The 22,327-nt window shown below is 67.5% G+C and carries 19 protein-coding genes; 9 read left to right on the top strand and 10 right to left on the bottom strand.

What is annotated here, in order from left to right; translation table 11 throughout:
• Window positions 1-34: 34 nt before the first annotated feature.
• A complete protein-coding gene (locus ALIDE2_RS03640; protein ID WP_013721440.1) occupies window positions 35-1,543 on the bottom strand; it encodes a class I adenylate-forming enzyme family protein in 1,509 nt (502 codons plus the stop codon).
• 90 nt (window positions 1,544-1,633) lie between these two features.
• On the opposite strand from ALIDE2_RS03640, the gene alkB reads away from it, so the two are divergent.
• Window positions 1,634-2,287: a DNA oxidative demethylase AlkB gene (alkB, locus tag ALIDE2_RS03635; RefSeq protein WP_013721439.1), complete on the top strand. Its 654-nt coding sequence runs from the start codon at window positions 1,634-1,636 to the stop codon at window positions 2,285-2,287.
• Between the two features lie 350 nt (window positions 2,288-2,637).
• Window positions 2,638-2,898, top strand: coding sequence for a translation initiation factor IF-1 (gene infA, locus ALIDE2_RS03630; protein ID WP_013721438.1), 261 nt, complete (start codon window positions 2,638-2,640; stop codon window positions 2,896-2,898).
• Between the two features lie 7 nt (window positions 2,899-2,905).
• On the opposite strand, the gene ALIDE2_RS03625 is transcribed toward infA, so the two are convergent.
• Window positions 2,906-4,183, bottom strand: coding sequence for a hypothetical protein (locus tag ALIDE2_RS03625; RefSeq protein WP_013721437.1), 1,278 nt, complete (start codon window positions 4,181-4,183; stop codon window positions 2,906-2,908).
• Between the two features lie 11 nt (window positions 4,184-4,194).
• Window positions 4,195-5,196 (bottom strand): Bug family tripartite tricarboxylate transporter substrate binding protein, encoded by a 1,002-nt coding sequence (locus tag ALIDE2_RS03620; protein WP_013721436.1) that lies wholly within the window; start codon window positions 5,194-5,196, stop codon window positions 4,195-4,197.
• Between the two features lie 161 nt (window positions 5,197-5,357).
• On the opposite strand from ALIDE2_RS03620, the gene ALIDE2_RS03615 reads away from it, so the two are divergent.
• The 3 genes from ALIDE2_RS03615 to ALIDE2_RS03605 are packed head-to-tail and all read left to right on the top strand — an operon-like array spanning window position 5,358 to window position 8,111.
• The gene (locus ALIDE2_RS03615) at window positions 5,358-6,251 is read left to right on the top strand and encodes a LysR substrate-binding domain-containing protein (protein WP_013721435.1); all 894 of its coding nucleotides are present in this window, start codon (window positions 5,358-5,360) and stop codon (window positions 6,249-6,251) included.
• A gap of 49 nt (window positions 6,252-6,300) precedes the next feature.
• Complete coding sequence (locus ALIDE2_RS03610) at window positions 6,301-7,749, top strand: UbiA family prenyltransferase (protein WP_013721434.1); 1,449 nt, start codon at window positions 6,301-6,303, stop codon at window positions 7,747-7,749.
• Window positions 7,746-8,111, top strand: a complete 366-nt coding sequence (locus ALIDE2_RS03605; protein ID WP_013721433.1) for a DMT family transporter — start codon at window positions 7,746-7,748, stop codon at window positions 8,109-8,111. Before ALIDE2_RS03610 ends, ALIDE2_RS03605 begins: the two co-directional genes overlap by 4 nt.
• 27 nt (window positions 8,112-8,138) lie before the next feature.
• Here ALIDE2_RS03605 and ALIDE2_RS03600 read toward each other — a convergent pair whose 3' ends face one another.
• Genes ALIDE2_RS03600 through ALIDE2_RS03575 form a run of 6 tightly spaced genes read right to left on the bottom strand, consistent with a single transcriptional unit; the run spans window position 8,139 to window position 18,070 of the window.
• Complete coding sequence (locus tag ALIDE2_RS03600) at window positions 8,139-8,924, bottom strand: trypsin-like peptidase domain-containing protein (protein ID WP_013721432.1); 786 nt, start codon at window positions 8,922-8,924, stop codon at window positions 8,139-8,141.
• 49 nt (window positions 8,925-8,973) lie between these two features.
• On the bottom strand, window positions 8,974-11,754 hold the full coding sequence (gene prsT, locus ALIDE2_RS03595; protein ID WP_013721431.1) for an XrtA/PEP-CTERM system TPR-repeat protein PrsT: 2,781 nt from the start codon (window positions 11,752-11,754) through the stop codon (window positions 8,974-8,976).
• A 23-nt stretch (window positions 11,755-11,777) separates the two neighbouring features.
• The gene (prsR, locus tag ALIDE2_RS03590; protein WP_013721430.1) at window positions 11,778-13,139 is read right to left on the bottom strand and encodes a PEP-CTERM-box response regulator transcription factor; all 1,362 of its coding nucleotides are present in this window, start codon (window positions 13,137-13,139) and stop codon (window positions 11,778-11,780) included.
• 8 nt (window positions 13,140-13,147) lie between these two features.
• Window positions 13,148-15,229, bottom strand: coding sequence for an XrtA/PEP-CTERM system histidine kinase PrsK (gene prsK / locus ALIDE2_RS03585; RefSeq protein WP_013721429.1), 2,082 nt, complete (start codon window positions 15,227-15,229; stop codon window positions 13,148-13,150).
• Between the two features lie 2 nt (window positions 15,230-15,231).
• Entirely contained in the window at window positions 15,232-16,437 is a 1,206-nt protein-coding gene (locus tag ALIDE2_RS03580) for a pyridoxal-dependent decarboxylase, exosortase A system-associated (protein WP_013721428.1), read from the bottom strand.
• The gene (locus tag ALIDE2_RS03575; protein WP_013721427.1) at window positions 16,424-18,070 is read right to left on the bottom strand and encodes an acyl-CoA ligase (AMP-forming), exosortase A system-associated; all 1,647 of its coding nucleotides are present in this window, start codon (window positions 18,068-18,070) and stop codon (window positions 16,424-16,426) included. Before ALIDE2_RS03575 ends, ALIDE2_RS03580 begins: the two co-directional genes overlap by 14 nt.
• An 83-nt stretch (window positions 18,071-18,153) precedes the next feature.
• On the opposite strand from ALIDE2_RS03575, the gene ALIDE2_RS03570 reads away from it, so the two are divergent.
• The 4 genes from ALIDE2_RS03570 to ALIDE2_RS03555 all read left to right on the top strand — a co-directional run bounded on the left by ALIDE2_RS03570 (window position 18,154) and on the right by ALIDE2_RS03555 (window position 21,062).
• The gene (locus ALIDE2_RS03570) at window positions 18,154-18,414 is read left to right on the top strand and encodes an acyl carrier protein (protein ID WP_013721426.1); all 261 of its coding nucleotides are present in this window, start codon (window positions 18,154-18,156) and stop codon (window positions 18,412-18,414) included.
• 1 nt (window position 18,415) lies between these two features.
• Window positions 18,416-19,270 (top strand): hydrolase 2, exosortase A system-associated, encoded by an 855-nt coding sequence (locus ALIDE2_RS03565; RefSeq protein ID WP_013721425.1) that lies wholly within the window; start codon window positions 18,416-18,418, stop codon window positions 19,268-19,270.
• On the top strand, window positions 19,267-20,109 hold the full coding sequence (locus ALIDE2_RS03560; RefSeq protein ID WP_013721424.1) for a hydrolase 1, exosortase A system-associated: 843 nt from the start codon (window positions 19,267-19,269) through the stop codon (window positions 20,107-20,109). Before ALIDE2_RS03565 ends, ALIDE2_RS03560 begins: the two co-directional genes overlap by 4 nt.
• Before the next feature lie 194 nt (window positions 20,110-20,303).
• Entirely contained in the window at window positions 20,304-21,062 is a 759-nt protein-coding gene (locus ALIDE2_RS03555; RefSeq protein ID WP_013721423.1) for a DUF4114 domain-containing protein, read from the top strand.
• 102 nt (window positions 21,063-21,164) lie between these two features.
• Here ALIDE2_RS03555 and ALIDE2_RS03550 read toward each other — a convergent pair whose 3' ends face one another.
• A complete protein-coding gene (locus ALIDE2_RS03550) occupies window positions 21,165-22,157 on the bottom strand; it encodes a GNAT family N-acetyltransferase (protein ID WP_238530098.1) in 993 nt (330 codons plus the stop codon).
• Window positions 22,158-22,327 lie beyond the last annotated feature (170 nt).

Raw genomic sequence — 22,327 nt, 5'->3', positions numbered from 1 at the left:
CCGGCGCGCGCGCATGCACATGGCGCCGCCGTGGTTACAACAGGGCGCGCAGCTCGGTCTTGAGCACCTTGCCGTAGCTGTTCTTCGGCAATGCCTGCACCCAGCGGTAGGCCTTGGGGCGCTTGAAGCGCGCGATGTGCTCGAGGCACAGCGCGTCCAGCTCGGCATCGGGCACAGGCGCGCCGTCGGCCACCAGGAAAGCGACCACCACCTCGCCCCATTCAGCGTCGCGCCGGCCCACCACGGCCGCCTCGCGCACGCGCGGGTGCAGCAGCAGCACCTCTTCCACCTCGCGCGGGTAGATGTTGGAGCCGCCGGAGATGATCACGTCCTTGCTACGGTCGCGCAGCGTGAGGAAGCCGTGCTCGTCCAGCTGCCCCACGTCGCCCGTGTGCAGCCAGCCGCCGCGCAGCGTCTGGGCCGTGGCCTCTGCATTGCCCCAGTAGCCTGCCATCACCGTCTCGCCGCGCACCACAACCTCGCCCAACTCGCCCGCGGGCACGGGTCGGTCCTGGCCGTCCACCACGCGCACCTGCACGCAGGAATGCGCCACGCCCACCGAGGCGATGCGCTCGGCCCAGCGCGGGTGCGCCGTGTCGGCCAGGTGCTCGCGCGCCAGGGCCGTGATGGTCATGGGGCTTTCGCCCTGGCCGTAGATCTGCACGAACTTCTGCCCCATGGCGTCGATCGCCCGGCGCAGGTCCTCCACGTACATGGGGCCGCCGCCGTAGACGATGGTCTTGAAGCCGCCCACGTCCGCGCCCGTGCTGCGCACATGCTCCACCAGGCGGTGCACCATGGTGGGCGCGGCGAACAGCGACAGCCGCCCCACGCTGGCAGCCAGCCGCACCAGCTCGGCCGGGTCGAACCCGCCAGATTCGGGCACCACGTGGCGTGCGCCGCGCAGCATGTGGGCATAGTTGTACAGGCCCGCACCATGCGACATGGGCGCGGCGTAGACCATGGCGTCGTCATGCCGCACGTCGTCCACGTCGGTGAAGTAGGCCATGGTCATGGCCAGCAGGTTGCGGTGCGTCTGCATCACGCCCTTGGGCCGGCCCGTGGTGCCCGATGTGTAGAACAGCGAGGCCACGTCCCCGGGCGCGCGCTCCTGCGGCGGCAGCGGCGCGCCCTGCGCCTCCTGCTGCCAGACGGCATCGCCCAGCACTTGCAGCGCCGCGGCGTCGGCCCCGGCCGCCAGCGCGTCGCCCTTGAGCGCGCCGGACACGCAGACCACGCGCGCGCCGCTGTCGGAGAGCACATGGGCCAGTTCGCGCGCGTGCAGCTTGTAGTTGACGGGAACCGAAATGGCGCCGGCCCAGTGGATGGCGTGCAGCGCCTCCAGGTACTCGGGGCAGTTGGCCGAGAAGATGGCCACGCGCTCGCCCGCCTGCACGCCGCAGCGCCCGCGCAGATGCCCTGCCAGCGCGGCCACGCGCGCGGCCAGCGTACGATAGTCGTGCAGCAGGCGCGCGCCGGCCAGCACGGCCGGGCGGTCGCCATGGACCAGGGCGCTGCGCTGCAGCAGTTGTGCGATGTTCATGGGCGTCTCCGTATCGTTCAGCTATCACAAAAATAGCTGCTGGTGCTTTATGGATAAGCGCCAGCATGCATTTTGACTCAAACTCTCGCCATGCCCGACCACCCCATCGACGATCTGTTCGGCGACGCGCCCGCGGCGCTGCCCCTGGGCGCCCAGGCAATGCTGCTGCGCGGCTTTGCGCTGGCGCAGGCGGAGGCGCTGGTGCAGGGCGTGCGGCAAGTCGCCCTGCACGCGCCGTGGCGCCGCATGCAGACGCCCGGCGGCAAGGCCATGTCGGTGGCCATGACGGGCTGCGGGCCGCTGTCGTGGGTCAGCGACCGGCAGGGCTACCGCTACGCCGACCGCGACCCGCTCACCGGCCTGCCCTGGCCCGCCATGCCCGCGGCCTTCGCGCGGCTGGCGCGGGCGGCGGCGCAGCAGGCGGGGTTTGCGCGCTTCGCGCCCGATGCCTGCCTGGTCAACCGCTACGAGCCCGGCGCGCGCATGTCGCTGCACCAGGACCGCGACGAGCGCGACCTCGGCGCGCCCATCGTCTCGGTATCGCTGGGCCTGCCGGCCGTCTTCCTGTGGGGCGGCGCCACGCGCGGCGAGCGCGCGCTGCGCGTGCCGCTGCGCCACGGCGACGTGGTGGTCTGGGGCGGCGTGGACCGGCTGCGCTTCCACGGCGTGCTGCCCGTGGCGCCGGGCGAGCACCCGGCCACGGGCAGCTTCCGCATCAACCTCACGCTGCGCAAGGCGCTGTGACGCGGCCGCCCATGCCGCACCTCGCAGCAGGGCCAATGGCACGGCGCCCGGCACGCAAGCCAGATACGTACTAGACTTCCCCGTTTGCTGCAAACGCGCAGCAGCACCACACCACCGCCGCACAGGGCGTCGCGCCCTGCCCAGCCCGGGGCACCGCCTCCGGCAGCAGCGGCCCATTCCATCGGACGCCGGCGTCGCATGCCGGCGCCTTTCACGGGCGATGCCCCATCGCCCATCCTGCGCCGGGGCTGCCGGCGCATCCGTTGTGTGCATTGCACGCAGATCCCGAGCGAACACGGGCAGCAGCCGTCCGCGCCTGCCCTCACTCGCCCTTGACGAAAAGGAACCCCATGTCCAACAAAGAAGAACTGATCGAGATGCAAGGCAAGGTGGACGAGGTGTTACCCGACGCGCGCTTTCGCGTCACCCTCGACAACGGCCACAAGCTTGTCGCCTACTCGGGCGGCAAGATGCGCAAGCACCGCATCCGCGTGCTGGCGGGCGACACGGTGTCGCTGGAGATGTCGCCCTACGACCTGAGCAAGGGCCGCATCACCTTCCGCCACCTGCCCCCGCGCGCGGGCGGCGCGCCAGCGCGCCATCGCCGCTGAAACCCCTCTACCCGACGATGGACGACACGTCCAGCACGTGCATCTGGCGCTGGTGCTCGTGCACCGAGTCGATGCACACCAGGCGGCCGTCGCGGCTCCAGCGCGGGTGCAGGTCACAGCGGTTTTCCTTGGACAGCTCGGGCGTGGCGTAGAAGCTGCCCAGGTTGCGGCGCTCGCCCGTGTGCATGTCGAACAGGAACAGGAAGCGCTCGTGCGTCCTGTCGTCGGGATAGGTATCGCTGAGCATCCAGCGCTTGTCCACCGGCGAGAAGGTCATGTGGCCGTTCTCGACCAGCACGCCGCGGCCCACGACCTCCACCGCGCCTCCCTCGGCGTCGTGGTAGAGGTGGTAGTGGATCTCGCCGGCATGCGGGCCCCAGACGATGATGTGCCCGTCGTCCTGCCATAGCGGGTGCGAGATCTGGTACTCGGACTTCTCGTAGTCGAAGGTGCCCACGGCGCCAGGGTCGAAGTCCTCGGCCAGCTGCGGCAGCGGATGGTCCGAGCATTCGAGCAGCCGCATGCCCGAGCCGTCGGGGTTCATGGTGATCAGGCGGTGCAGGAAGCAGGTCTCGTCCTTCACGCGCTCGGTCCAGCGGTGCAGGAACAGGATGCGCGAGGAGGACGGGTTGACCTCGATGTGGCTGACCCAGTGGATGGCCTTGTCCATCGACGGCCGGTGGTGGAAGGCCTTGAGCTGCGCATAGCTGACCAGCAGGGCCGCGTCGCCGCTGGCCATGTCCATGCGCCAGATGCCGTCGTCCGCGGGCGCCAGCGGCAGCTCGAACGGCTGGCCCGGCTCGCTGTAGCCGATGGTCTCGTGCGTGGCGTACAGGCGCCGATAGTTGACCGACAGCGCCCAGGCGCTGCTGGGTGCAACCACGTACACCGGCATGGGCAGCTGGCGCCGCGCGCCGCTGTCCACGTCAACGACGACGGCGCCAAAGCCCGGGTAGCGGGCCTTTATGTCCCCCGTGCGGTCGTTGTAGACCAGCTGGCGCCCCGGCGCGCCGTCCAGCCACTGCAGCTGGCTGCCCATCTGCCAGTTCCAGGCGCCGGTCTCGCCGACGGCGTGGAAGCGGTCGCCGTCCCCGGTGTCGAAGTAGCCGACCGTGGCCTTGACCTCAGGCGTCAGGTACTGGTCCATCCACGGCGTGCGCTGGGCCAGCAGCAGGCGGTTGCCCTTGTCCCAGTTGGACTTGTTGTAGTAGCCGAAGAAATGGTGCCAGCTGCCGTCGCCCACGCGGCGGCAGGGCACGAACGGGTCGGTGCTTGCGGAATTCATGGGCATTGCGCTCAGTTGGCGGAGATCCTGCCCTCGGCGATCACGTGGTCCCAGCGCTGCTTTTCCCGCGCCACGAAGGCGTCGGCCTCGGGCAGGGTATTGGCCACCGCGCTCATGCCCTGCTCCTCCAGCCCCTTGCGGAACTCGGGCGTGTTCACCACCTTGCGGATGTCCTCGCTGAGCTTCTTCACGACGGCCTCGGGCACCTTGGACGAGACCGCCACCGTGGTCCAGGAGGTGGCCACGTAGTCCTTCATGCCCGACTCGGCGGCCGTGGGCACGTCGGGCAGCGCGGCCAGCCGCCCCTTGCCCGTCACGGCCAGGCCCTTGAGCTTGCCGCCCTTGATGTGGGCGAGCACCGTGGGCGGGTTCTCGAACATCAGCTGTATCTGCCCGCCCAGCAGGTCATTGAGTGCCGCCGAGCTGCCGCGGTAAGGCACGTGGACGATGGGCGCGCCCGACTGCAGCTTGTACAGCTCGCCCATCATGTGCACCGACGAGCCCACGCCCGCCGAGCCGAAATGCACCGAATTCGGCTGACCCTTGGCCAGGGCCGTCAGCTCGGACAGGTTCTTGGCCGGCAGCGCCGGCGCGGCCACCACCACGTGAGGCATTTCGGCCAGCACGGTGACCACGCGCAGGTCCTTGCCGGGGTTGTAGGTCAGCTTGCTGTACACCCCGTAGGCCGCATGCAGGCCGATGGAGCCCACCATCAGCGTGTAGCCGTCGGCGGGCTGGTCCACCACATACTTGCCCCCCAGATGGCCGCCGGCGCCGGGCTTGTTCTCCACCACCACGGGCTGGCCCCACAGGCGGCCGAGCCGGTCCGCCAGCATGCGCCCCTGCACGTCGGAGCTGCCGCCCGCCGTGAAAGGCACCACGATGCGCAGCTGCCGCGCCGGGTTGGGATAGCCATCCTGCGCCAGCGCAGCGCCGCCCAGCAGGGCAGCCGCCACGGCCACCAGCCCCAGGCCGGCGCTGCGGCGGCCCCATGTTCCCCAATGCTTGTCCATTGCCGAGTCTCCTTGGTCCCTGGCACCGCGGTACGCGGCGCGTTGATGCGATGAAGGCAGTGTAGGAAGCGCATGTTCTGCAGGAAAATGCAGTTTTGCGCGGCGTCTATTCAAAATTGATATAGCCCACCACCTCCCCCCTTTCAGCATCGGAGCCCGCTATGACCCGGCCCCTGCATCCCCGCGAGATCGAGGCCTTCCGCGCCGTCATACAGACCGGCACCACCACGGCCGCCGCCCAGCTGCTGCACACGACCCAGCCCTCGGTCAGCCGCCTGCTATCCCAGATGCAGGCCGCCGCCGGGCTCAAGCTGTTCGACATGCACAAGGGCCGCCTGCGCCCCACCTCCGAGGCCATGGACCTGTACACCACGGTGCAGCAGCATTTCCTGGGGCGCGAACGCATCGAGCGCAAGCTGGCGGTGCTGCGCCAGTCGGGGGCCGGGGCCCTGCGCATAGGCTGCACGCCGGCCCTGGGGCTGAGCGTCATTCCCGCCGCCGTCCACAGCTTCGCCCAGCACTACCCGGGCACCCACCTCAGCCTGCAGACCCTGGGCACCACGGCCCTGCGCGAAGGGCTGCTGCATGGCCACTTCGACCTGGTGGTCAGCACCATGGCCATCGCCACGCCCGAACTGGACGCCACCGTGCTGCACCGCAGCCATGCGGTCTGCGTCATGCACCCGCAGCATCCCCTCGCCGCGCGCGGCAAGCTCCACGTGCGCGACCTGCAGGACCAGCTGCTGCTGACCCTCAATGCCGACGACAACATCTTCCTGCAGCTACAGCACACCATGCAGGCCCATGGCATCCAGGCGGGCTCCACCATAGAAACCACGTACTCATCCACCATCTGCTGCCTGGCGGCCCAGGGCCTGGGCCTGGGCGTGGTCAACCCCTACGTGGCATCGCTGTTCGCGCGCGACCTGCACATACTGCCCCTACTGCCGCATTGCGCGGTGGAGGTGGTGCTTGCCCTCGCGCCGCAATATGCCCCGTCCGAGCGGGCGGACTGCTTCATCGAGTCGCTGCGCACGCAGTTCAAAAGGCATTGATGCCACCGCTGCAGCAAAATGGCCGTCTTTGCACGGTTCAGGAGGGTGGATGATCGACACGGCGGACATACCTTTGGTGGTGGACCTGGACGGCACCCTCACGCCGACGGACACCTTGCTGGAGTCGGTGGTCCAGCTGGTCAAGCGCTCTCCATCCAGCCTTCTGCTGCTGCCCTGGTGGCTGCTGCGCGGCAGGGCCGGGTTCAAGGAGGCCGTCTCCACCCGCGCCGCCATCGACGCCGAAAGGCTCCCCTACAACGCACCGCTGCTGGACTACCTGCGCGAGGAGAAATCCAGGGGGCGCCAGATCGTCCTCGCCACGGCGGCGCACCACTCCATTGCCCAGGCGGTGTCCGGGCGCCTCGGCGTCTTCGACAAGGTGCTGGCCACGCAGTCCGGGAGCAACCTGAAGGGCCCGGCAAAGCTCCAGGCGATCCAGGACAACGTGGGCGAGGCCTTCGTGTACGCCGGCGACTGCGCGGCCGACCTGCCGATCTGGAAGCAGGCCAGGGCCGCCATCCTGGTGGGCGTGCCGCAGCGCATTGCCGAGCAGGTGCGGCAAAGCACCCCCATCGAGCGCGACTTCCAAAGGCCGGAAACCGGCCTGGCCACATGGCTGCGCGCACTGCGCGTGCACCAATGGGCCAAGAATGTGCTGCTGTTCGTTCCGCTGCTAACCACCTTCGAGTTCACCGACATCGGCAAGCTCGTCCACATCGTGCTGGCCTTCATGGCCTTCTCCCTCGCGGCGTCCGCCACCTACGTCGTCAACGACCTGTGGGACCTTGGAAACGACCGCGTCCACCCACGCAAACGCCTGCGCCCTTTCGCCAGCGGCGCCCTGCCCATCCACCACGGGCTTCTCGTCGCGGGCGCGGCGCTGGCGCTGGCGCTTGCACTGGCCGCCACCGTGTCGCCAGGGTTTGCATGGATGCTGCTGGCCTACCTGGTGCTGACGAGTTCGTACAGCTGGGTCATCAAGGAATACGTCCTCATGGACGTGCTCATGCTGTCGCTGCTCTACACCATTCGCATACTGGCCGGCTCGGTGGCGATCGGCGTGACCACCAGTTCCTGGTTGCTGGCCTTCTCGGCCTTCACCTTCCTGAGCCTGGCCCTGGTCAAGCGCTGCGCGGAACTGGTGTCGCTGAAAGAGGCGGGAGCACCCGCGACCCGCGGACGCGACTACCGTGTGAGCGATCTGGTGGTCCTGTGGCCGCTGGGTGTCGGCGCGGCGCTGTGCGCCGTGGTGGTGTTTGGTCTGTTCATCAGCGCGCCCGAAACGCAGGCACGCTACGCTACCCCGCAAATACTGTGGCTGGTTGCCATAGGCCTGGTGTATTGGATGGCGCGCCTGTGGATCAAGACATCGCGGGGCGAGATGCACGACGACCCCGTCGTCTATGCACTCAAGGACCGAGGCAGCCGCCTGACGGTGCTCGCCATGATCGCCGCGGTCATGGTCGCCCATTTCTCTGCGCTGGAGTTTTTTCCATGAACACTTTTGCGATCGCGCTGCTGAGCATCGTGCTGTCGGTGACGGCCCAGTTCTCGCTGAAGGCTGGCATGTCGCAGCCGGGGGTGCAGGCGGCCATGGCCCAACCGTTCTCCCTGGGCAGCCTGGTCTCGATCATTGCCAACAGGTATGTCCTGGGCGGATTTGTTCTCTATGGCCTCGGGGCCGTCATCTGGCTCGGCGTATTGTCGAAATGGGACGTCAGCAAGGCCTATCCGCTGGTGGGGCTGGGCTTCGTGTTCACGGTGCTGGCGGGCCTCATGGTGGGTGAGCAGGTGTCGCCATTGCGCGCGGGCGGCGTGGCCCTGATCTGCGCCGGCGTGTTCGTGGTCGCCCGCTCGTGAAAACCCGGCCCGCCGCGTCGCCGGCGGTCAGGGCGCCGACTGGTGCCGCGCCAGCAGCTCCAGCACATAGCGGCTCGGAATGGCGTAGGAAATGCCCGAGGGCTGGCTCATGGCCGCCTCGCGTGTGCTCTTGATGTGCACCATGCTGATGACGCCGAGCACCGCGCCGCTGCGCGGGTCGAACAAGGGGCCGCCGCTGTTGCCGGGATAGGCCGTCGCATCGAGTTGCAAGACCTGCACGGGCCCGGCACGCAGGCTGAGGATGGCGCGCTCACTCAGTTGCTGGCTCGTCGGGCTGGGCAGGGCCATGGTGGTGATGGAGGCCACGCCGGCCCGGTGCGTGACGGAGGCGAAGCCCAGCACCCCGCCGATCGGGAAGCCCATGAACGCGAGTTCGTCCCCCTCGCGCACATGGTCGGACGAGGCGACCTGGAGCGCCGCGACCGGCGGGCCCTCGATTTGCAGCAGCGCCAGGTCCTGCTCCAGGTTCAGCTCGATCACCCTGGCCTTGCGCATGAGCCATGCCACGGGGCCCGAGCGCACCTGCACGGCCAGGGCCTGCCCGTCGGGGCTCAGCATGTTCATGCGGGTCACCACATGCGCGCTCGTCACCACCCGCAGGCCGTCGCCCACCACGAAGCCCGCGCCCACGTATCTAAAGCGCGGGTTGTCGGTTGCGGCATAGGTGCCGACCAGCACCACCGACGGCTTGACCCTCTCGATCGTATCGGGCAACTGGGCCAGCGCACCGCCGGCCCACAGGCACTGGAGCAGCCATGCAAGCGCCCATAGCGCAACCCTGCGAGGCGGCATTCGTCCGTTCACGCTGGCAGCCTTCACACCAGACCGTGGCTGGCCGGGCTCATAGCGCCTTTCTCAGCTCTTCGACTTCTGCCTGGGCCGGAAAGCGCGCCCCCGCCGCGGCGAGTTCATCGAGCACGGCCTTGGCCGCATCCTTTTGCCCGGCCTTGATGTAAATCTTGGCCAGGTTCAACTTGAACTCCAATTGCTGCGGCCGCAATTGCACCACCCGCTTCTGCAGATCCACGGCACGGGCGTGTTGGCTGGCGGCGGACAGGAGCATGGCCCACGTGTCCATGAACGCAGGTTGATTGGGCGCCAGCGCATTGGCGCGCTCCGCATCGGCCAGCGCTCCGTCGCGTCCCAGTTGGCCCTTGATCCAGGCCATGTTGTTCAAGGCAATGGCATTGTTGGGCTGCAGCGCCACCGCACGCTCATACTGGCGCAGGCTTTCCGGCAGGTCCTTGGCGGCCAGCGCACGGGTTCCCAGGTACAGGGGGAAGGTCGCATCCTTGGCGTGGCTGCGCTGCCATTCGGTGGCCAGGCGGTCAGCCTCGGACTTCTTCCCGGCCGTCACCAGCACCTCGTGCAGCCGCACAGCGAGCTCCCCGCTGGCGGGCACTTGCTTGAGCCCCGCGCGGAACACGTCTATCGCCTTGTCCCAGGCCTTGTCCGCCACGTGAATCTCGCCTTCGAGTGCGTAGCCCGCGGCCTCCTTGGGCCTTTGTTTTTGCACGGTACGGCTCATGGCCAGGGCGTCGCCGCTCTTGCGATCCGCCATTGCCAGGCGGACCAGCCCCTGCTGGGCTTCCAGCGCCGTGGGATCGATTTCCAATGCCTTGCGCCAGCTTTGGCCTGCAGCGGTGCGATCGCCGGCGATCAGGTTGGCGCCGGCCATGCGCAGATAGGGCACGGGCGACTGCGGCTGCAATGCCGCCATGCGGTTGAAGCTGGCCAGTGCCTGGTTGTGCTCGCCGTTGGCCGATTGCGCGCGGCCCAGGGCATCGAACAGCTGCGCATTGTCCGGAAGCGCGGCCACCGCCTGTTGCGCCACTGCCAGCGCTTCCTTGGTTTCGCCCCCGCGCAGGTAATGGTCCACCAGCAACTGGCGCGGGATGGGGCTGCTCGGCGCTCCATCCACCGCCTTGCGCAGGATGCCGGCCAACTCCGCCCTGTCCGCGCCGTTGGCGGCCCGCAGCTCCATCAGCACCATGTACGCCTGGACATTGCCGGGGTCGCGCTTGATGGCGGCCTCGATGCGCGCACGCGCATCGTCCGGGCGCTTTTCGGCGTTGTCGAGCACCGCCAGGACGCCCGCCGCGGGGAAGTAGCCAGGATCGATCTCAAGCGCCCGCTCCATGGCCTTGCGCGCACCGGCGGTATCCTGCTTGAGCAACAGGGCGCGGCCGCGCAGGAAAACGGGCAACACGTCAGCGGGGCGCTTCTTCTCCAGCAGGTCGATGGCCTTCAAGGCCTCTTCGACCTTGCGCTCCTGCAGCAGCGCGTTGATCAGGGCCATGTCGGCCACCACGCCTTCGTCGGATGCGGCAATGCTCCGCAGCTCACCCAGGGCAGCGTCGCCCTTGCCCGAGGCGAGGTGGCTCACGGCCAGCGACGTGCGCATGACGGCGTCGTTCGGAACCAGGCGGGACGCCCGGGCGAAGTAGCGCTGCGCCCGGTCCACGTCGCCCTGCAGCATGTACGCCTGCCCCGCCAACCCCAGCATGCCGGGGTCGCGGTCGTTGCCGTCGATGTCGGACGGCAGCGTGGCAATGGCCTTGTCGAGCCGGCCCAGGCGCATGTAGGTGGTCACCAGGCCGCGTCGCGCCATGGCCAGCCCGGGGTTCAGTTGCAGGGCCTTCGCCAGCGAGGCCTCTGCCTGGGCGTTGGCACCCAGCTGCAGGTCCGTCATGCCCGCCAGTTCGAGCGCGCGAGCGCTCTCTGGCGCCATGCGCACAAGCTTCTGCACGTTTTCCTGCGCCGCTTTGAAGTCCCCCTTGGTGTACGCCAGCATCGCCTGCAGGTACAGGGTCTGCGGCCTGCCGGGCGCCGCCTTTTCCAGGGCCTGCAAGGATTCGGCGGCGGCAGTGGTCTTGCCCTGGAATATCAGCAGCTCGACGATGGCGGCCTGCCCTTCCACGTAGGAAGGCTTGACTTCGAGAGCATCCCGGTACGCCGCCATTGCGGCATCGGCGTCGCGCTTGTTGTGAAGCAGTATGTCGCCACGCAGCTTGAGGGCCTCGGCCCCGACGGACGATTGCCTCGGGATCTGGCCCAGACCAGCCAAGGCGCCATCCACATCGCCGCCACGGACCTTGCTCCGGGCCTGCTCGATCAGCGCGGGCGCGTAGTCGGCCTTGGCCTTGAGCGCTTCGTCCAGGCTACCCTGGGCCTTTGCCTCGTCGCCCTGGCGCTGCCAGGCAATGGCCAGGGTGGTCTGCAGGTTGGCCTGCGCCTGCGCATCGGCAAGCCGCTGGCCCGCATAGTCGGAGGTGATCTTGCTGTACTGCCGGCTCCGGAGCAAGGCCAGCGCCAGCTGCGGCACGACTTCCGCAGGGGGTACGCCCAGGTCCTGCGCCTTTCTGAACTCGGTCTCGGCGCCCTGCGCATCACCCGTGTCCAGCAAGGCCTGGCCCAGCAGCAGGCGCGCCTTTGCGGAATCCGGCCGGCTCTGCAGTGCATTCTTGAGCTGGATGATGGCCGCCGGCGCATCGTTCCGGCTCAGGTAATCCTGCGCCGACGCCACGAGAGCATCAGGATCGTCGCGACCGCATGCCGACATCAGCAATGCCACCGTCAGGGCGGCGGCAGGAACGAGAGTGCGGGAAGTGATAGCCGTCATGGTCATCCTCTACTTAGTAATCGTCAGATCTTGAGGCCCAGGCGGTGCATCAAGTCATAGAGCGTGGGGCGGCTGACGCCGAGCAGATCGGCGGCCTTCGCAACCGTGCCGTCGGCCCGGGCCAGTGCCGCAAGCACGGCGCGCTGCTCGGCGGCCTCGCGCGTCAGGCGCAGGTCCAGCGATCGGTCGTCCTCGGTGCCGTCGGCGCCGGCAAGCCCGACATCGTCCGCGGTGATCTGGTTGCCATCGGCCATGATGGTCGCGCGCTTGATACGGTTCTCGAGCTCGCGGATATTGCCCGGCCAGGAATAGGTCTCGATCGCGCGCAGCGCGTCATCGGCCAGGGTCAGGCTGCGGCCATGCTCGCCGCCGAACCGGCGCACGAAGGAATGGGCGAGCAGCGCCGCATCCCCCACCCGCGCACGCAGGGGCGGTATCTCCACCACGATCTCGGCAAGGCGGTAATACAGGTCCTCCCGGAACCGGCCCTCTTTGATGCACTGCGCCAGGTTCTGGTGCGTGGCGCACACGACGCGCACGTCCACGGGAATGCCCTGGCGCCCCCCCACGCGCTCGACGATGCGCTCCTGCAGGAACCGCAGCAGCTTGGCCTGCAGGGGCATGGGCATGTCGCCGATCTCGTCGAGCATGAGGGTGCCCCCGTGCGCCGTCTCGATCTTGCCCGGCGTGGTCTTCGCCGCCCCCGTGAAGGCCCCCTTTTCGTAGCCGAAGAGCTCGCTCTCCAGGAGGTTTTCAGGAATGGCGGCACAGTTGATGGCCACGAAGTTGCCCTTGCGGTTGGACTGCTGGTGCAGCCCCCGCGCCAGCACCTCCTTGCCCGTGCCGCTTTCTCCCAGCAGCATGACGGAGGCATTGGTGTTTGCAACCTTTTCGATGGTGCGGCAGATGCGCAGCATCTGCGGGTCGCGCGTCACCAGGCCCGAGAGGGCGTCGGGCATCTGCATGGCCCTCAGGCGCTTGTTTTCCGCTTGCAGGTGGTGCAGCCTGAACGCGCGCTCCACGCACAGGTTGAGAACCTCGGGCTCGAAGGGCTTTGCCAGGAAATCGTAAGCGCCCATGCCCACGGCCTTGACCGCGTTGGACTGGTCGTTCTGGCCCGTCAGCACGATCACCTTGGTGTCGGGGGCGGCTGCCAGGATCTGCTCCAGCAGCTTGAACCCCTCGGACACCGAGTCGGCATCCGGCGGCAGGCCCAGATCCATGGTCACGACGGCAGGCGCGTACCGGCGCACCTGCGTCATGGCGCTTTCGCGGTCATGGGCGGTGACGGATTCGAAGCGATCGAGCGACCACTTGATCTGCTTTTGCAACGCCAGATCATCTTCAACCACCAGCAGGGGCTGCTGCAATTTATCCGTACTCATGCATGTTCCTATAGATGCAAATCGGAATCACGGCTGATCTCTATCAGGGGCAGCAACAGGCTCACCACCGTGCCCCTGCCGACCTTGCTGTCCACGGAGATCTTGCCCCCGAGCTCCTGCACGTACTGGAAACTCTCATACGTGCCTATCCCCATGCCTGCCTCCTTGGTCGTCTGAAACGGCTTGAACAAGCGCGTCTGGACAAATTCTTCGGTCATCCCCTGGCCTTCGTCCCCCACCTCGATGCGGGCGTGGCTGCCAAAGCGATCGACCTTCACCCAGACCCGGCCATCGGCATCGGTGGCATCGAAAGCGTTGTGCAGCAGATGGCCGATGATGCGCTCCAACCGGTCGGCCTGTCCACGGGTGAAAACTTGTGACGAGGCCTCCAGCTGCACCGTGCGCCCACGGCCCAGGGCCTCGGCGGCCAGCCTTTCGGCAATCCTGCCCAGATCCACGCCCGCGGACGCGGCGCCGGAGGCGGCCCCTTGGCGCAGTTGCTGCATGAGCTGGCGCATGCGCTCCAGCGAGTTTTCCACCGTCATCAGCATGTCGGCCTGGAACTCCGGGTTGTTCTGCAGCCGCTTGGCGTTTTTAACCATGAGCGACAACTGGGCGACGATGTTCTTCAAGTCGTGCACCACGAAGGCCGACATGCGGTTGAACGCCTCGAACTTGCGCGACTCGAGCAGGGCTTCGGTGGCCTGCATCTGCGCCAGGATGCTCGCCGCCTGGTGCCCTGCGGTCTTCAGCAGGTCGATCACCTCCCAGTTCACGTCCACCCGCGTGCGCGGGCTGGCCAGCAGCACGAACCCGAGCAGGTCCTTGCCCTGCCACAGCGGAACCAGCAGCCAGGCCTGCGGGTACTCCGCCAGCCATTCGGGCAGGCGCAGGTCGTTGTAGCGCACGGGCTCGGCGCGCAGCTCCTCTAGATTGATCACCCAGCCGGTGGCGCGCATGAACTCCAGCAGCTCTGCATGCCGATCCACCGTCTGCGTGGCCGGGGCAAGGTTCCACCGCGCCACCTGCCGGTATTGGTCGTCTTCGGGGCGCCGCAGCCACAAGGCGCCCGCAGGGCTCTCCAACATGTCGGCCAGGCCGCGGATCACGCTGCGGCCGGCTTCCTGGGGCTGGTCCTGGCTCGACAGCGTGGCGGTGAATTTCAGCCATTCTTCGCGGTAGTCGAAGCGGTAGCGGAAGAAGTGCTTGCCCAGGAAAACCCGTAGCTTCGCACGCAACGAACCGGAAAGCACGAAGGCAATCGCCAGCACCGCGGCCACGAAAACCAGGCCCAGCTGCAGGGCGCCACCCCATTCGCCGCCGAAGTAGCGCACGTAGTAGCCCACCCCCGCCATGAAAAGCAGGTACAGCCCCACAAGCACCAGCGTCGCCGAGTGAAATATCACCTTGCGCGAGACGCGTATCTTGGCGATCCAGTTGCGGTGCCGCGTCGTGGCCAGCAGCAGCAGCGGCACCATCAGCGCATGCACGAAGGGGCGCACCTTCAGGGCGTCGGGATCCAGGCCCTGCAGCAGCAATCCCTGGGAAAACAGGTACAGATCGAACAGGAATGTGCCCGCCAATCCGAGGCACACGGGCTTGGCGCTCCACAGCGCATCCTCGGGGAGATTGCGGAACAACTGCTCCACCAGCACCAGCCCGGCAACCGCCAGCAGGACCATGACGAACACATGTCCCGCCGGCCCCGCCAGGGCGTGCATGCCCACGACGAGCGGCGGCGCGCCCAGCACGGCGAGCACCGCAAGCCCCGGCCACCAGCGGTACCAGGGGCTGGAAATGTCGCCCGTATTGCGGTTGAAAAACAGGAAGACAAAAACGCCCCAGGCAAGGTAGCGCAATATGTCTGCCGACTGCGCACCCAGCCACCATGCGGCATTCACCGTCAACGCCAGAAAACTGAATCCACTCCAGGCAACGGAGAGAAGCGCTGCCGCCAGCATAGCCATGGCGATGCGATTGACGGGCTTTTTCAGGTATTCCTGCTGCACCAGGCGCAGGGACAGCAGGGCGTAGGCAACCGCGGCCCAGGCCCACCCCGAATAGATCACCGCGCTTTCACTGCCGTCCATATTCAGACCAGCACCTCGGCACAAGGCGGATGCCCCAGAAACGCCTGCGGGCTGGCCGTTGCCCCATAGGCGCCGGACTGCAATACCACCACCAGATCACCGGGCTGCGCCACGGCGAGTTCCATCCGCTCGGCCAGCACGTCCAGGGGCGTGCACAGCGGTCCCACCACGGTGGCCGATTCACGTTCGGCCGCCTGCAGCCGATTGCCAATCACCACGGGATAGTTGCGCCGGATCACCTGGCCGAAATTCCCCGAGGCGGCCAGATGCTGGTGCATTCCGCCGTCGGTCACCAGGAAAACCTGGCCGCGCGACACCTTCCGGTCGATCACGCGGGCCACGTAAATGCCCGCCTCGCCCACCAGATACCGCCCGAGCTCCAGGACCATCTGCGCCTCGGGCAATGCGCGCCCGAGCGCCGCCTGCACCTGCGCCAAGGCGTCGGCCACGGGGGGCAGCTCCAGGCGCCGCTCGCCCGCCACGTACGGGATGCCCCAGCCCCCCCCCAGGTTCACGTAGCGCACCGGTGCAGGCGCGTCGTGCGCCAGGCGCTGCACCAGCTCCACCGAACGGTGCAGGCTTTCCGCGATCACGTTCCCGCGCAGGTTCTGCGAGCCCGGGTAAATATGAAAGCCCTCGAACGCCAGGCCATCGCGCGCCATGGCGCGCAGCATGGCCGGCACCTGTTCGGCGTCGATCCCGAAGGGCTTGGGCCCGCCGCCCATGTGCATGCCGGCGCCGCGCAGCTCGAAATCCGGATTGATGCGCAATGCCACGCGCGCCGGCCGCCCCAGCGCCTGGGCGGACGCGGCCAGCGCCTCGAGTTCGCGCGCCGACTCGACATGCAGCAGCACCCCGGCGGCAACCGCCTGGCGCAACTCGGCATCACGCTTGCCAGGCCCGGCAAATCCGATGGTTTGGGGATCGGCGCCGGCATCCAGCGCCAGCTTGAGCTCTCCAGCCGACGCCACGTCCATGCCGTCGACCAGCGGGCGCATGAAGCCCACCAGCGCCGGCATGGGGTTGGCCTTGATGGCGTAGTGCAGGAGCACGCCCTGTGGCAACACCTGCCGCACGCCGGCCACGCGCGCCGCGATCAGGGAGCGGTCGTACGCATAGAAAGGCGTCTGGCCCACCCGCTCGGCAAGCAGGGACAGCGGCAGCCCGCCTACCCGCAGTTCATCGTGGGTCGTGTCAAATTGATCCATGCTCCAGCATCCAGCGTTGACGGTCGAGCTTGCCGTTGGGACTGCGCGGAAGCGGCTGCTCCACCCATTGCAGCATCTTGGGCAGCATGAAGGCCGGTAGGTGCTTGCTGCAGTGGGCCATGAGGGCCGCGTTGTCATCGCCCGCATGGCCGCTGGCCCTCGGCGAAGCCAGCAGGGCCGCGCAGATCACGCTGCCCAGGGCGTCGTCGGGCCTTGCATACACCAGCGCCTCGGCCACCAGGCCGCTGGCATACAGCACCTCTTCCACTTCGGTCGGGCTGACACGGTAGCCCGACGTCTTGATCATTTCGTCGCGCCGGCCCACGAAGTACAGGAACCCATCCGCGTCGCGGCGCACGGTATCGCCCGAATACACGGCCAGCTCCGGCGCGGCCCAGCCGCCCCCGGCAGCCAGCAAGGCGGGCGGCCAGGGCCTGAAGCGGAGTGCCGTCTCTTCGGGCCTGCGCCAGTAGCCCAGGGCCACCAGGGCGCCGCGGTGCACCAGCTCGCCGGGCTCGTCGACCGCGCACTCCGTGCCATCGTCCCGCAGCACGCATACCTGGGCATTCGGTATCGCCCGCCCGATCGAGTCCGGCCGGCGGTCCACTTCCTCGGGCGGCAGGTAGGTGGAGCGGAAGGCCTCGGTCAATCCATACATCAGGTAGGGCGCCGCCGTCGGCGCCAGGCTGCGCAGGCGCTGCAGCGTGGCCCGCGGCATGTGCCCGCCGGTATTGGCAAAGTAGCGCAAATGCTGCGCCGCCGCGGCTGGCCAGTCCTGCGCGGCCAGCTGCATGTACAGCGGCGGCACGGCCGTCAGGCCCGTCACCCGTTCGCGCACCATGGCCTGGAGCACGTCCCGCGGCAACAGGTAGTTGAGCAGCACCACGCGCGCGCCCACCAGAAATGCCGTGGTGAGTTGGCTGAACCCGGCGTCGAACGACAGCGGCAGCACGGCCAGCAGGGTATCGTCGGCATGGTTGTGCAGGTAGCTCGCCACGCTGACGGCCCCGCTCACCAGGTTGCGGTGCGACAACACCACGCCTTTCGGCCGGCCCGTGCTGCCGGACGTGTAGAAGATCACCGCCACGTCCATGTCCAGCGCCTGGGGCAAGCCGGCCGGCCGGCCGGCCAGCACCTCGGGCCAGCCATGCAGGGCGATGCCGCCCGCCAGGGGGGCAGACGCACCCGGCGCCCCCTCATCGCACAGCACCACGTGCCGCAGCCCGGGGCAATCGGCCAGCGCCGGCGCCAGGAGGGCCAGCCGCGCCGCAGATGTCACCAGCACCTGCGCCTCGGCGTCCTGCAGGATGTGCGCCACCTGCCCGGCCTTGAGCAGCGGATTCACCGGCACCAGCACCCCGCCCGCAGCCGGTGCGGCAAAGCTGGCCACCACGGCTTCCACGCGCTTTTCCAGGTACACCGCGACGCGCGCGCCCCGTTCCAGCCCCAAGGCCAAAAGGCCTGCGGCGCAGCATTCGATCTGCGACTGCAGGCCGGCATAGGACAGGTGCGCCCCATCGACCGTCAGCGCCGTGCGATCGGGCCAGCAGGCGGCGGCCCGGGCTGGCAGCTCGTGTAACAGAACAGGGGGAATTCCCCTTTGGAAGTCCGACTCTTGGGGCATGCGGCGCATGTTAAGCCATTGCCAGGCCCCCAACGGCCGCCCGTCAAGTGTCTAGAATCAAACGCAGTCCCGTCTCCTCCCCCTCCCCCGCCATGAACCTGACCGAACAAGTCCTGCACGTGCTCGACAACGCCCTCAGCCTGCAAGGCCGCGCCACAGCCTTCGATCGCGACACCCCGCTGCTCGGGTCCCTCCCCGAGCTCGACTCCATGGCCGTGCTGGCCGTCATCACCGGGCTGGAGAACCATTTCGCCATCACCTTCAGCGACGATGAACTCCATGGCGCAGTCTTCGCCACCGTGGGCAGCCTGTGCGACCTGGTGGAGCAGTCATTGGCCCGACAAGCCTCATGAGATGAGCCCCCGCGCGCGCGCCGCCCTGCCGCAGGCCTTCTTCCTTACGACCGACACCGGTCAGCGCTTCTGCCTTTTCCACCCCCCGCAAGGCGCCACGCCGCTGGGGCGCGTGCTCTACCTGCACCCCTTCGCCGAAGAGCTCAACAGCACCCGCCGCGTGGTGGCCGGGCAGGCACGCGCACTCGCGCAGGCCGGCTATGGCGTGCTGCAGATCGACCTGCTGGGCTGCGGCGACAGCGCCGGCGACTTCGCCGACGCCACCTGGGCCGCCTGGCTGCACGACGCGCAGCAGGCCCATCGCTGGCTGGACGACCACGCCAGCGGCCCCCTGTGGCTCTGGGGCATGCGCTCTGGCGCCTTGCTTGCGGCGCAGCTGGCCGCCCTCTTGCAGGCACCAGGGACTGCGCCCACCCACCTGCTGCTTTGGCAGCCCGTGGCCAGCGGCCAGCAAATGCTGCAGCAGTTCCTGCGCCTGCGCGCCGCCAGCCAGTGGCTGGGCGCCGGCAGCACGGGTGAGCCGCCCCCCTCACAGACGCTAGCACAAGGGCTGGCCATCGCCATTGCCGGCTACACATTGAGCCCCCGACTGGCCCAAGGGCTGGCCGAGGCGCACATGCCCGACCCCGGTTCGCTGCAGCCGGGGCGGCTGGTGTGGCTGGAAACATCAGCCGCGCAAACACCCTCGCTCAGCCCCGCCGCCGGCAAACAACTCTCGGCCTGGCATGCCGCGGGCTGGCAGGTACAGGCACAAGCCGTGGAAAGCCCGCCCTTCTGGCAAACCGTGGGCACCGACGAAGCCCCCGCCCTGGTCCAGGCCACCCTGGCCGCCCTCACCCACCCGCCCCAGGCATGAACGTCCAGGAACAGCCCATTCACATAGCCGGCGACGGCTTCGACATGCTGGGCATCCTGACCCTGCCCGCGCCGGATACCCCCATGCGGCACATTGGCGTAGTGGTGGTGGTAGGTGGCGCCCAGCACCGCGTGGGCAGCCACCGGCAGTTCGTGCGACTGGCCCGCCGCCTGGCAGCCGCCGGCCACCCCGTGCTGCGCTTCGACCTGCCGGGCATGGGCGACAGTCCCGGCGAACCCGTGCCATTCGAAAACACCGCCCCCCATATTGCAGCCGCCGTGGAGGCGATGCTGCGCGCCGCGCCCGTTCGGCACGCCGTGCTCTGGGGCTTGTGCGACGGGGCCTCGGCCAGCCTGCTGTACATGCAGGCAACGCAGGATCCGAGCGTGACCGGCCTGGCCCTGCTCAATCCCTGGGTGCGGTCCGAAGCCGGCCTGGCACGTGCGCGGGTCAAGCACTACTACCGCCAGCGCATCCTGGAGCCAGACTTCTGGCGCAAGCTGGCAAGCGGCGGCGTAGGCTTGACGGCGCTGCGTAGCGCATGGAACAACCTGCGCGCTATGCGGCATGCAGTAGCGCCTTCACTCTCATTTCAAGAGCGCATGGCGCATGCCTGGCAAGCGTTCGAGGGCAAAATCCTTCTCATACTGAGCGAGCGCGACCTGACGGCGCAGGAATTTGTCGAGTACACAGCCACGCAATCGGCCTGGAGCCATGTCCTGCAGCGCCCTGGCGTGAGCAGGCACGACATCGCCGGCGCCGACCACACTTTCTCGCAACCGGCCTGGCAATTGCAAGTGGAAGACCTGACGCTGGCGTGGCTCGGCGCCATGGCATAGGCACGACAGCCAACGGCAGGAAGCGCAGCTTTCAGCTGCGAGCGGCGCCCCTCTTCAGCAGGGCCAGGACCGTCAGATTTTTTTACACCCCACAGACCGCTCGCACATAAGTTGTTGATTTTATTATTTGGCACGCAACATGCTTATGGCAGTGCATCCCGCATTCGGTGGAATGTCACTCAAAGGAGTTCATCATGAAAGCACTCAAAACGTTGGTAGCCTCTGCAGTCCTTGCCATGTCTACCGGCGCGTTCGCTGCCACGGTTTTGCCCGGTTCCGAAACATCGCTGCAAACCATCATCAACAACGCATACGGCGGCCCAGGCGCTTCGCCCGTGTCTGCCGCGCCTAACGTCAACACAAATCAAGCTGGCGCAGAACTGTTCCAGATCGAGGCATCTGGTGGTTCCATTGCCACCATGATCCTTGAGATCGCCGGGAATGCCAACATCAATACGTTCGGTATTTACGACCCCTACAACACAGCTACCCAGTTGCAATTGTTTTCTGGCAGCGCCAGCAGCGGTGCTCAAGTGGCCATCACCGTCGATGCTTCCAATCAATTCAAGGCAGTGGACCTTACCAACGGCGGCATACTCGGAAGCATGCTGTTTACCTCCAGCACGTTCGGCTATTACCTGAGCGGCCCCGGGGGCACATTCTTCTCGCAGGCTAGCCAGAATGGCGGAAACGAGCAAATGGTGAGCTACCAGGGCGATGGAGACACGGTCCAGTTCCCGGGTCGTGCAACTGGCGTATGGGGGTCTTCCAGCTATGTCCTGGGATGGGAAGACCAGTCTCTGAGCGGCGGCTCGGACAGGGATTACAACGACATGGTCGTCTACGTCGAGTCCGTGACCAAGGTTCCGGAGCCCGGTTCGCTGGCTCTCCTGGGCCTGGGCTTGTCCGGTCTGGCCTTTGTGTCGCGCCGCAAGCAAAAGGGTGCGAAGTAAGCCTAGTCTGAGGCCCACACGCATAAAAGGTGGCTCCGGCCACCTTTTTTTTGGCTCGAAGATTCAGGGAGCCATCCCAGAGTTGCCAAGATACCAACCCGATCAGCGCCGCCGCAGCATCCTCCCCGCAAAATGCCGCCCCGCGGCCAGCAGGCCAGGAAGGCGACGCGGGTCAAACGCCACCAGGCCCACCCGCTCGCGCCGCATCGCCATCCAGTCGCGCTTATAGGCATCGTCGCCGCTCAGATAGTCCACTTCCAGCACCCGGTCCACGTCCATGGCGCGCTGCATGAGGGCTGCCGTCAGCACCGAGCCGGCGGACAGCCTCTCCTGTCCCTTCACATAGGCCAGCTTGTAGATATTGGCCTTCCCGTCACATACCAGCCAGACCTGCGCGGCCAGGGGCTGCTCCCCCAGCCACAACACCCCCAGGCGCAGCCACCCTTCACGCGCCGCCATGCGCACCAGGGCCGGCATGAAATCCGGACAAGGCTCGGGCGACTTCCAGCTTTTGGCATACACCGCTAGGTACGCGGCCAGACATGCATCCAGTCCAGGCGACGCATCGGCAATGATGTCGATGTGCCAAGCCCCTCCCGCCCGGTCCAGCCGGCGCCGCCCGCGCTCCACGCTGTGCCGCAGGGCCGATGGGCGTTGCCGCCAATAATCGGCAAAGCCCCCGCCAGGCACCGGCTGGTACCAATTCCCGAAGCAGAAAAACCGATCCGTCCAGTAGCCAGCGGCGCGCAGTCCCCCTTCCAGCCCCGCCAGCCACGCGCCATCCGCATCCAGCGGCTGCAGGCGCAACACACTGCTGCCCGGCAACTGTCGCAAGGCATGTGCAGCCGCTTGCCACTGAGCAACAGAAACGTCCTGGATCGCCCTGGTCGAGCCTACCGGGCCATAAAGGCAGCTGTAATAGTTGCTTAAAGAACACAAAGAGCCAGCCGAAGACTCCTGCATCAGGTGCAAGTGAACTGGCTCACTGGAACGCGAGGGCAGCGGCAAAGCCCAGTGTCCGCGCGGAGGCCGCTCAAAGCCATGAGCCAGCAGGTTGGCAAACCAGGCCTCAGACTGAAAAACGTCGCCGAGCACGCAACCTTCCTCCACAAATGGCGCGCATTGCACAACCCGTTCCGTTGCATTCTCATCTGAAATACAGCGGGTCATCTTATATGTGTGTAGTCGTTTCGATAGTAAAAATTGTGTTCTCGCATCATTCGACTTAGGCGAAGCTACGGCCCGAGTAACACTGGAAATCCCAG

It is taken from the genome of Alicycliphilus denitrificans K601 (assembly GCF_000204645.1).
GTDB classification, from domain to species: Bacteria; Pseudomonadota; Gammaproteobacteria; order Burkholderiales; family Burkholderiaceae_C; genus Alicycliphilus; species Alicycliphilus denitrificans.
Note: the sequence above shows the minus strand (reverse complement) of the source record. Positions and strands in the feature narration are given on the sequence as shown.

Coding starts and splice junctions, on each gene's coding strand:
- ALIDE2_RS03615 (WP_013721435.1), top strand. CDS start 5,358: ATGACCCGGCCCCTGCATCCCCGCGAGATCGAGGCCTTCCGCGCCGTC.
- ALIDE2_RS03600 (WP_013721432.1), bottom strand. CDS start 8,924: ATGCCGCCTCGCAGGGTTGCGCTATGGGCGCTTGCATGGCTGCTCCAG.
- ALIDE2_RS03620 (WP_013721436.1), bottom strand. CDS start 5,196: ATGGACAAGCATTGGGGAACATGGGGCCGCCGCAGCGCCGGCCTGGGG.
- ALIDE2_RS03580 (WP_013721428.1), bottom strand. CDS start 16,437: ATGGATCAATTTGACACGACCCACGATGAACTGCGGGTAGGCGGGCTG.
- ALIDE2_RS03560 (WP_013721424.1), top strand. CDS start 19,267: ATGAACGTCCAGGAACAGCCCATTCACATAGCCGGCGACGGCTTCGAC.
- ALIDE2_RS03605 (WP_013721433.1), top strand. CDS start 7,746: ATGAACACTTTTGCGATCGCGCTGCTGAGCATCGTGCTGTCGGTGACG.
- ALIDE2_RS03640 (WP_013721440.1), bottom strand. CDS start 1,543: ATGAACATCGCACAACTGCTGCAGCGCAGCGCCCTGGTCCATGGCGAC.
- prsT (WP_013721431.1), bottom strand. CDS start 11,754: ATGACGGCTATCACTTCCCGCACTCTCGTTCCTGCCGCCGCCCTGACG.
- ALIDE2_RS03555 (WP_013721423.1), top strand. CDS start 20,304: ATGAAAGCACTCAAAACGTTGGTAGCCTCTGCAGTCCTTGCCATGTCT.
- ALIDE2_RS03610 (WP_013721434.1), top strand. CDS start 6,301: ATGATCGACACGGCGGACATACCTTTGGTGGTGGACCTGGACGGCACC.
- infA (WP_013721438.1), top strand. CDS start 2,638: ATGTCCAACAAAGAAGAACTGATCGAGATGCAAGGCAAGGTGGACGAG.
- prsR (WP_013721430.1), bottom strand. CDS start 13,139: ATGAGTACGGATAAATTGCAGCAGCCCCTGCTGGTGGTTGAAGATGAT.
- ALIDE2_RS03565 (WP_013721425.1), top strand. CDS start 18,416: ATGAGCCCCCGCGCGCGCGCCGCCCTGCCGCAGGCCTTCTTCCTTACG.
- ALIDE2_RS03570 (WP_013721426.1), top strand. CDS start 18,154: ATGAACCTGACCGAACAAGTCCTGCACGTGCTCGACAACGCCCTCAGC.
- ALIDE2_RS03625 (WP_013721437.1), bottom strand. CDS start 4,183: ATGAATTCCGCAAGCACCGACCCGTTCGTGCCCTGCCGCCGCGTGGGC.
- prsK (WP_013721429.1), bottom strand. CDS start 15,229: ATGGACGGCAGTGAAAGCGCGGTGATCTATTCGGGGTGGGCCTGGGCC.
- ALIDE2_RS03575 (WP_013721427.1), bottom strand. CDS start 18,070: ATGCGCCGCATGCCCCAAGAGTCGGACTTCCAAAGGGGAATTCCCCCT.
- alkB (WP_013721439.1), top strand. CDS start 1,634: ATGCCCGACCACCCCATCGACGATCTGTTCGGCGACGCGCCCGCGGCG.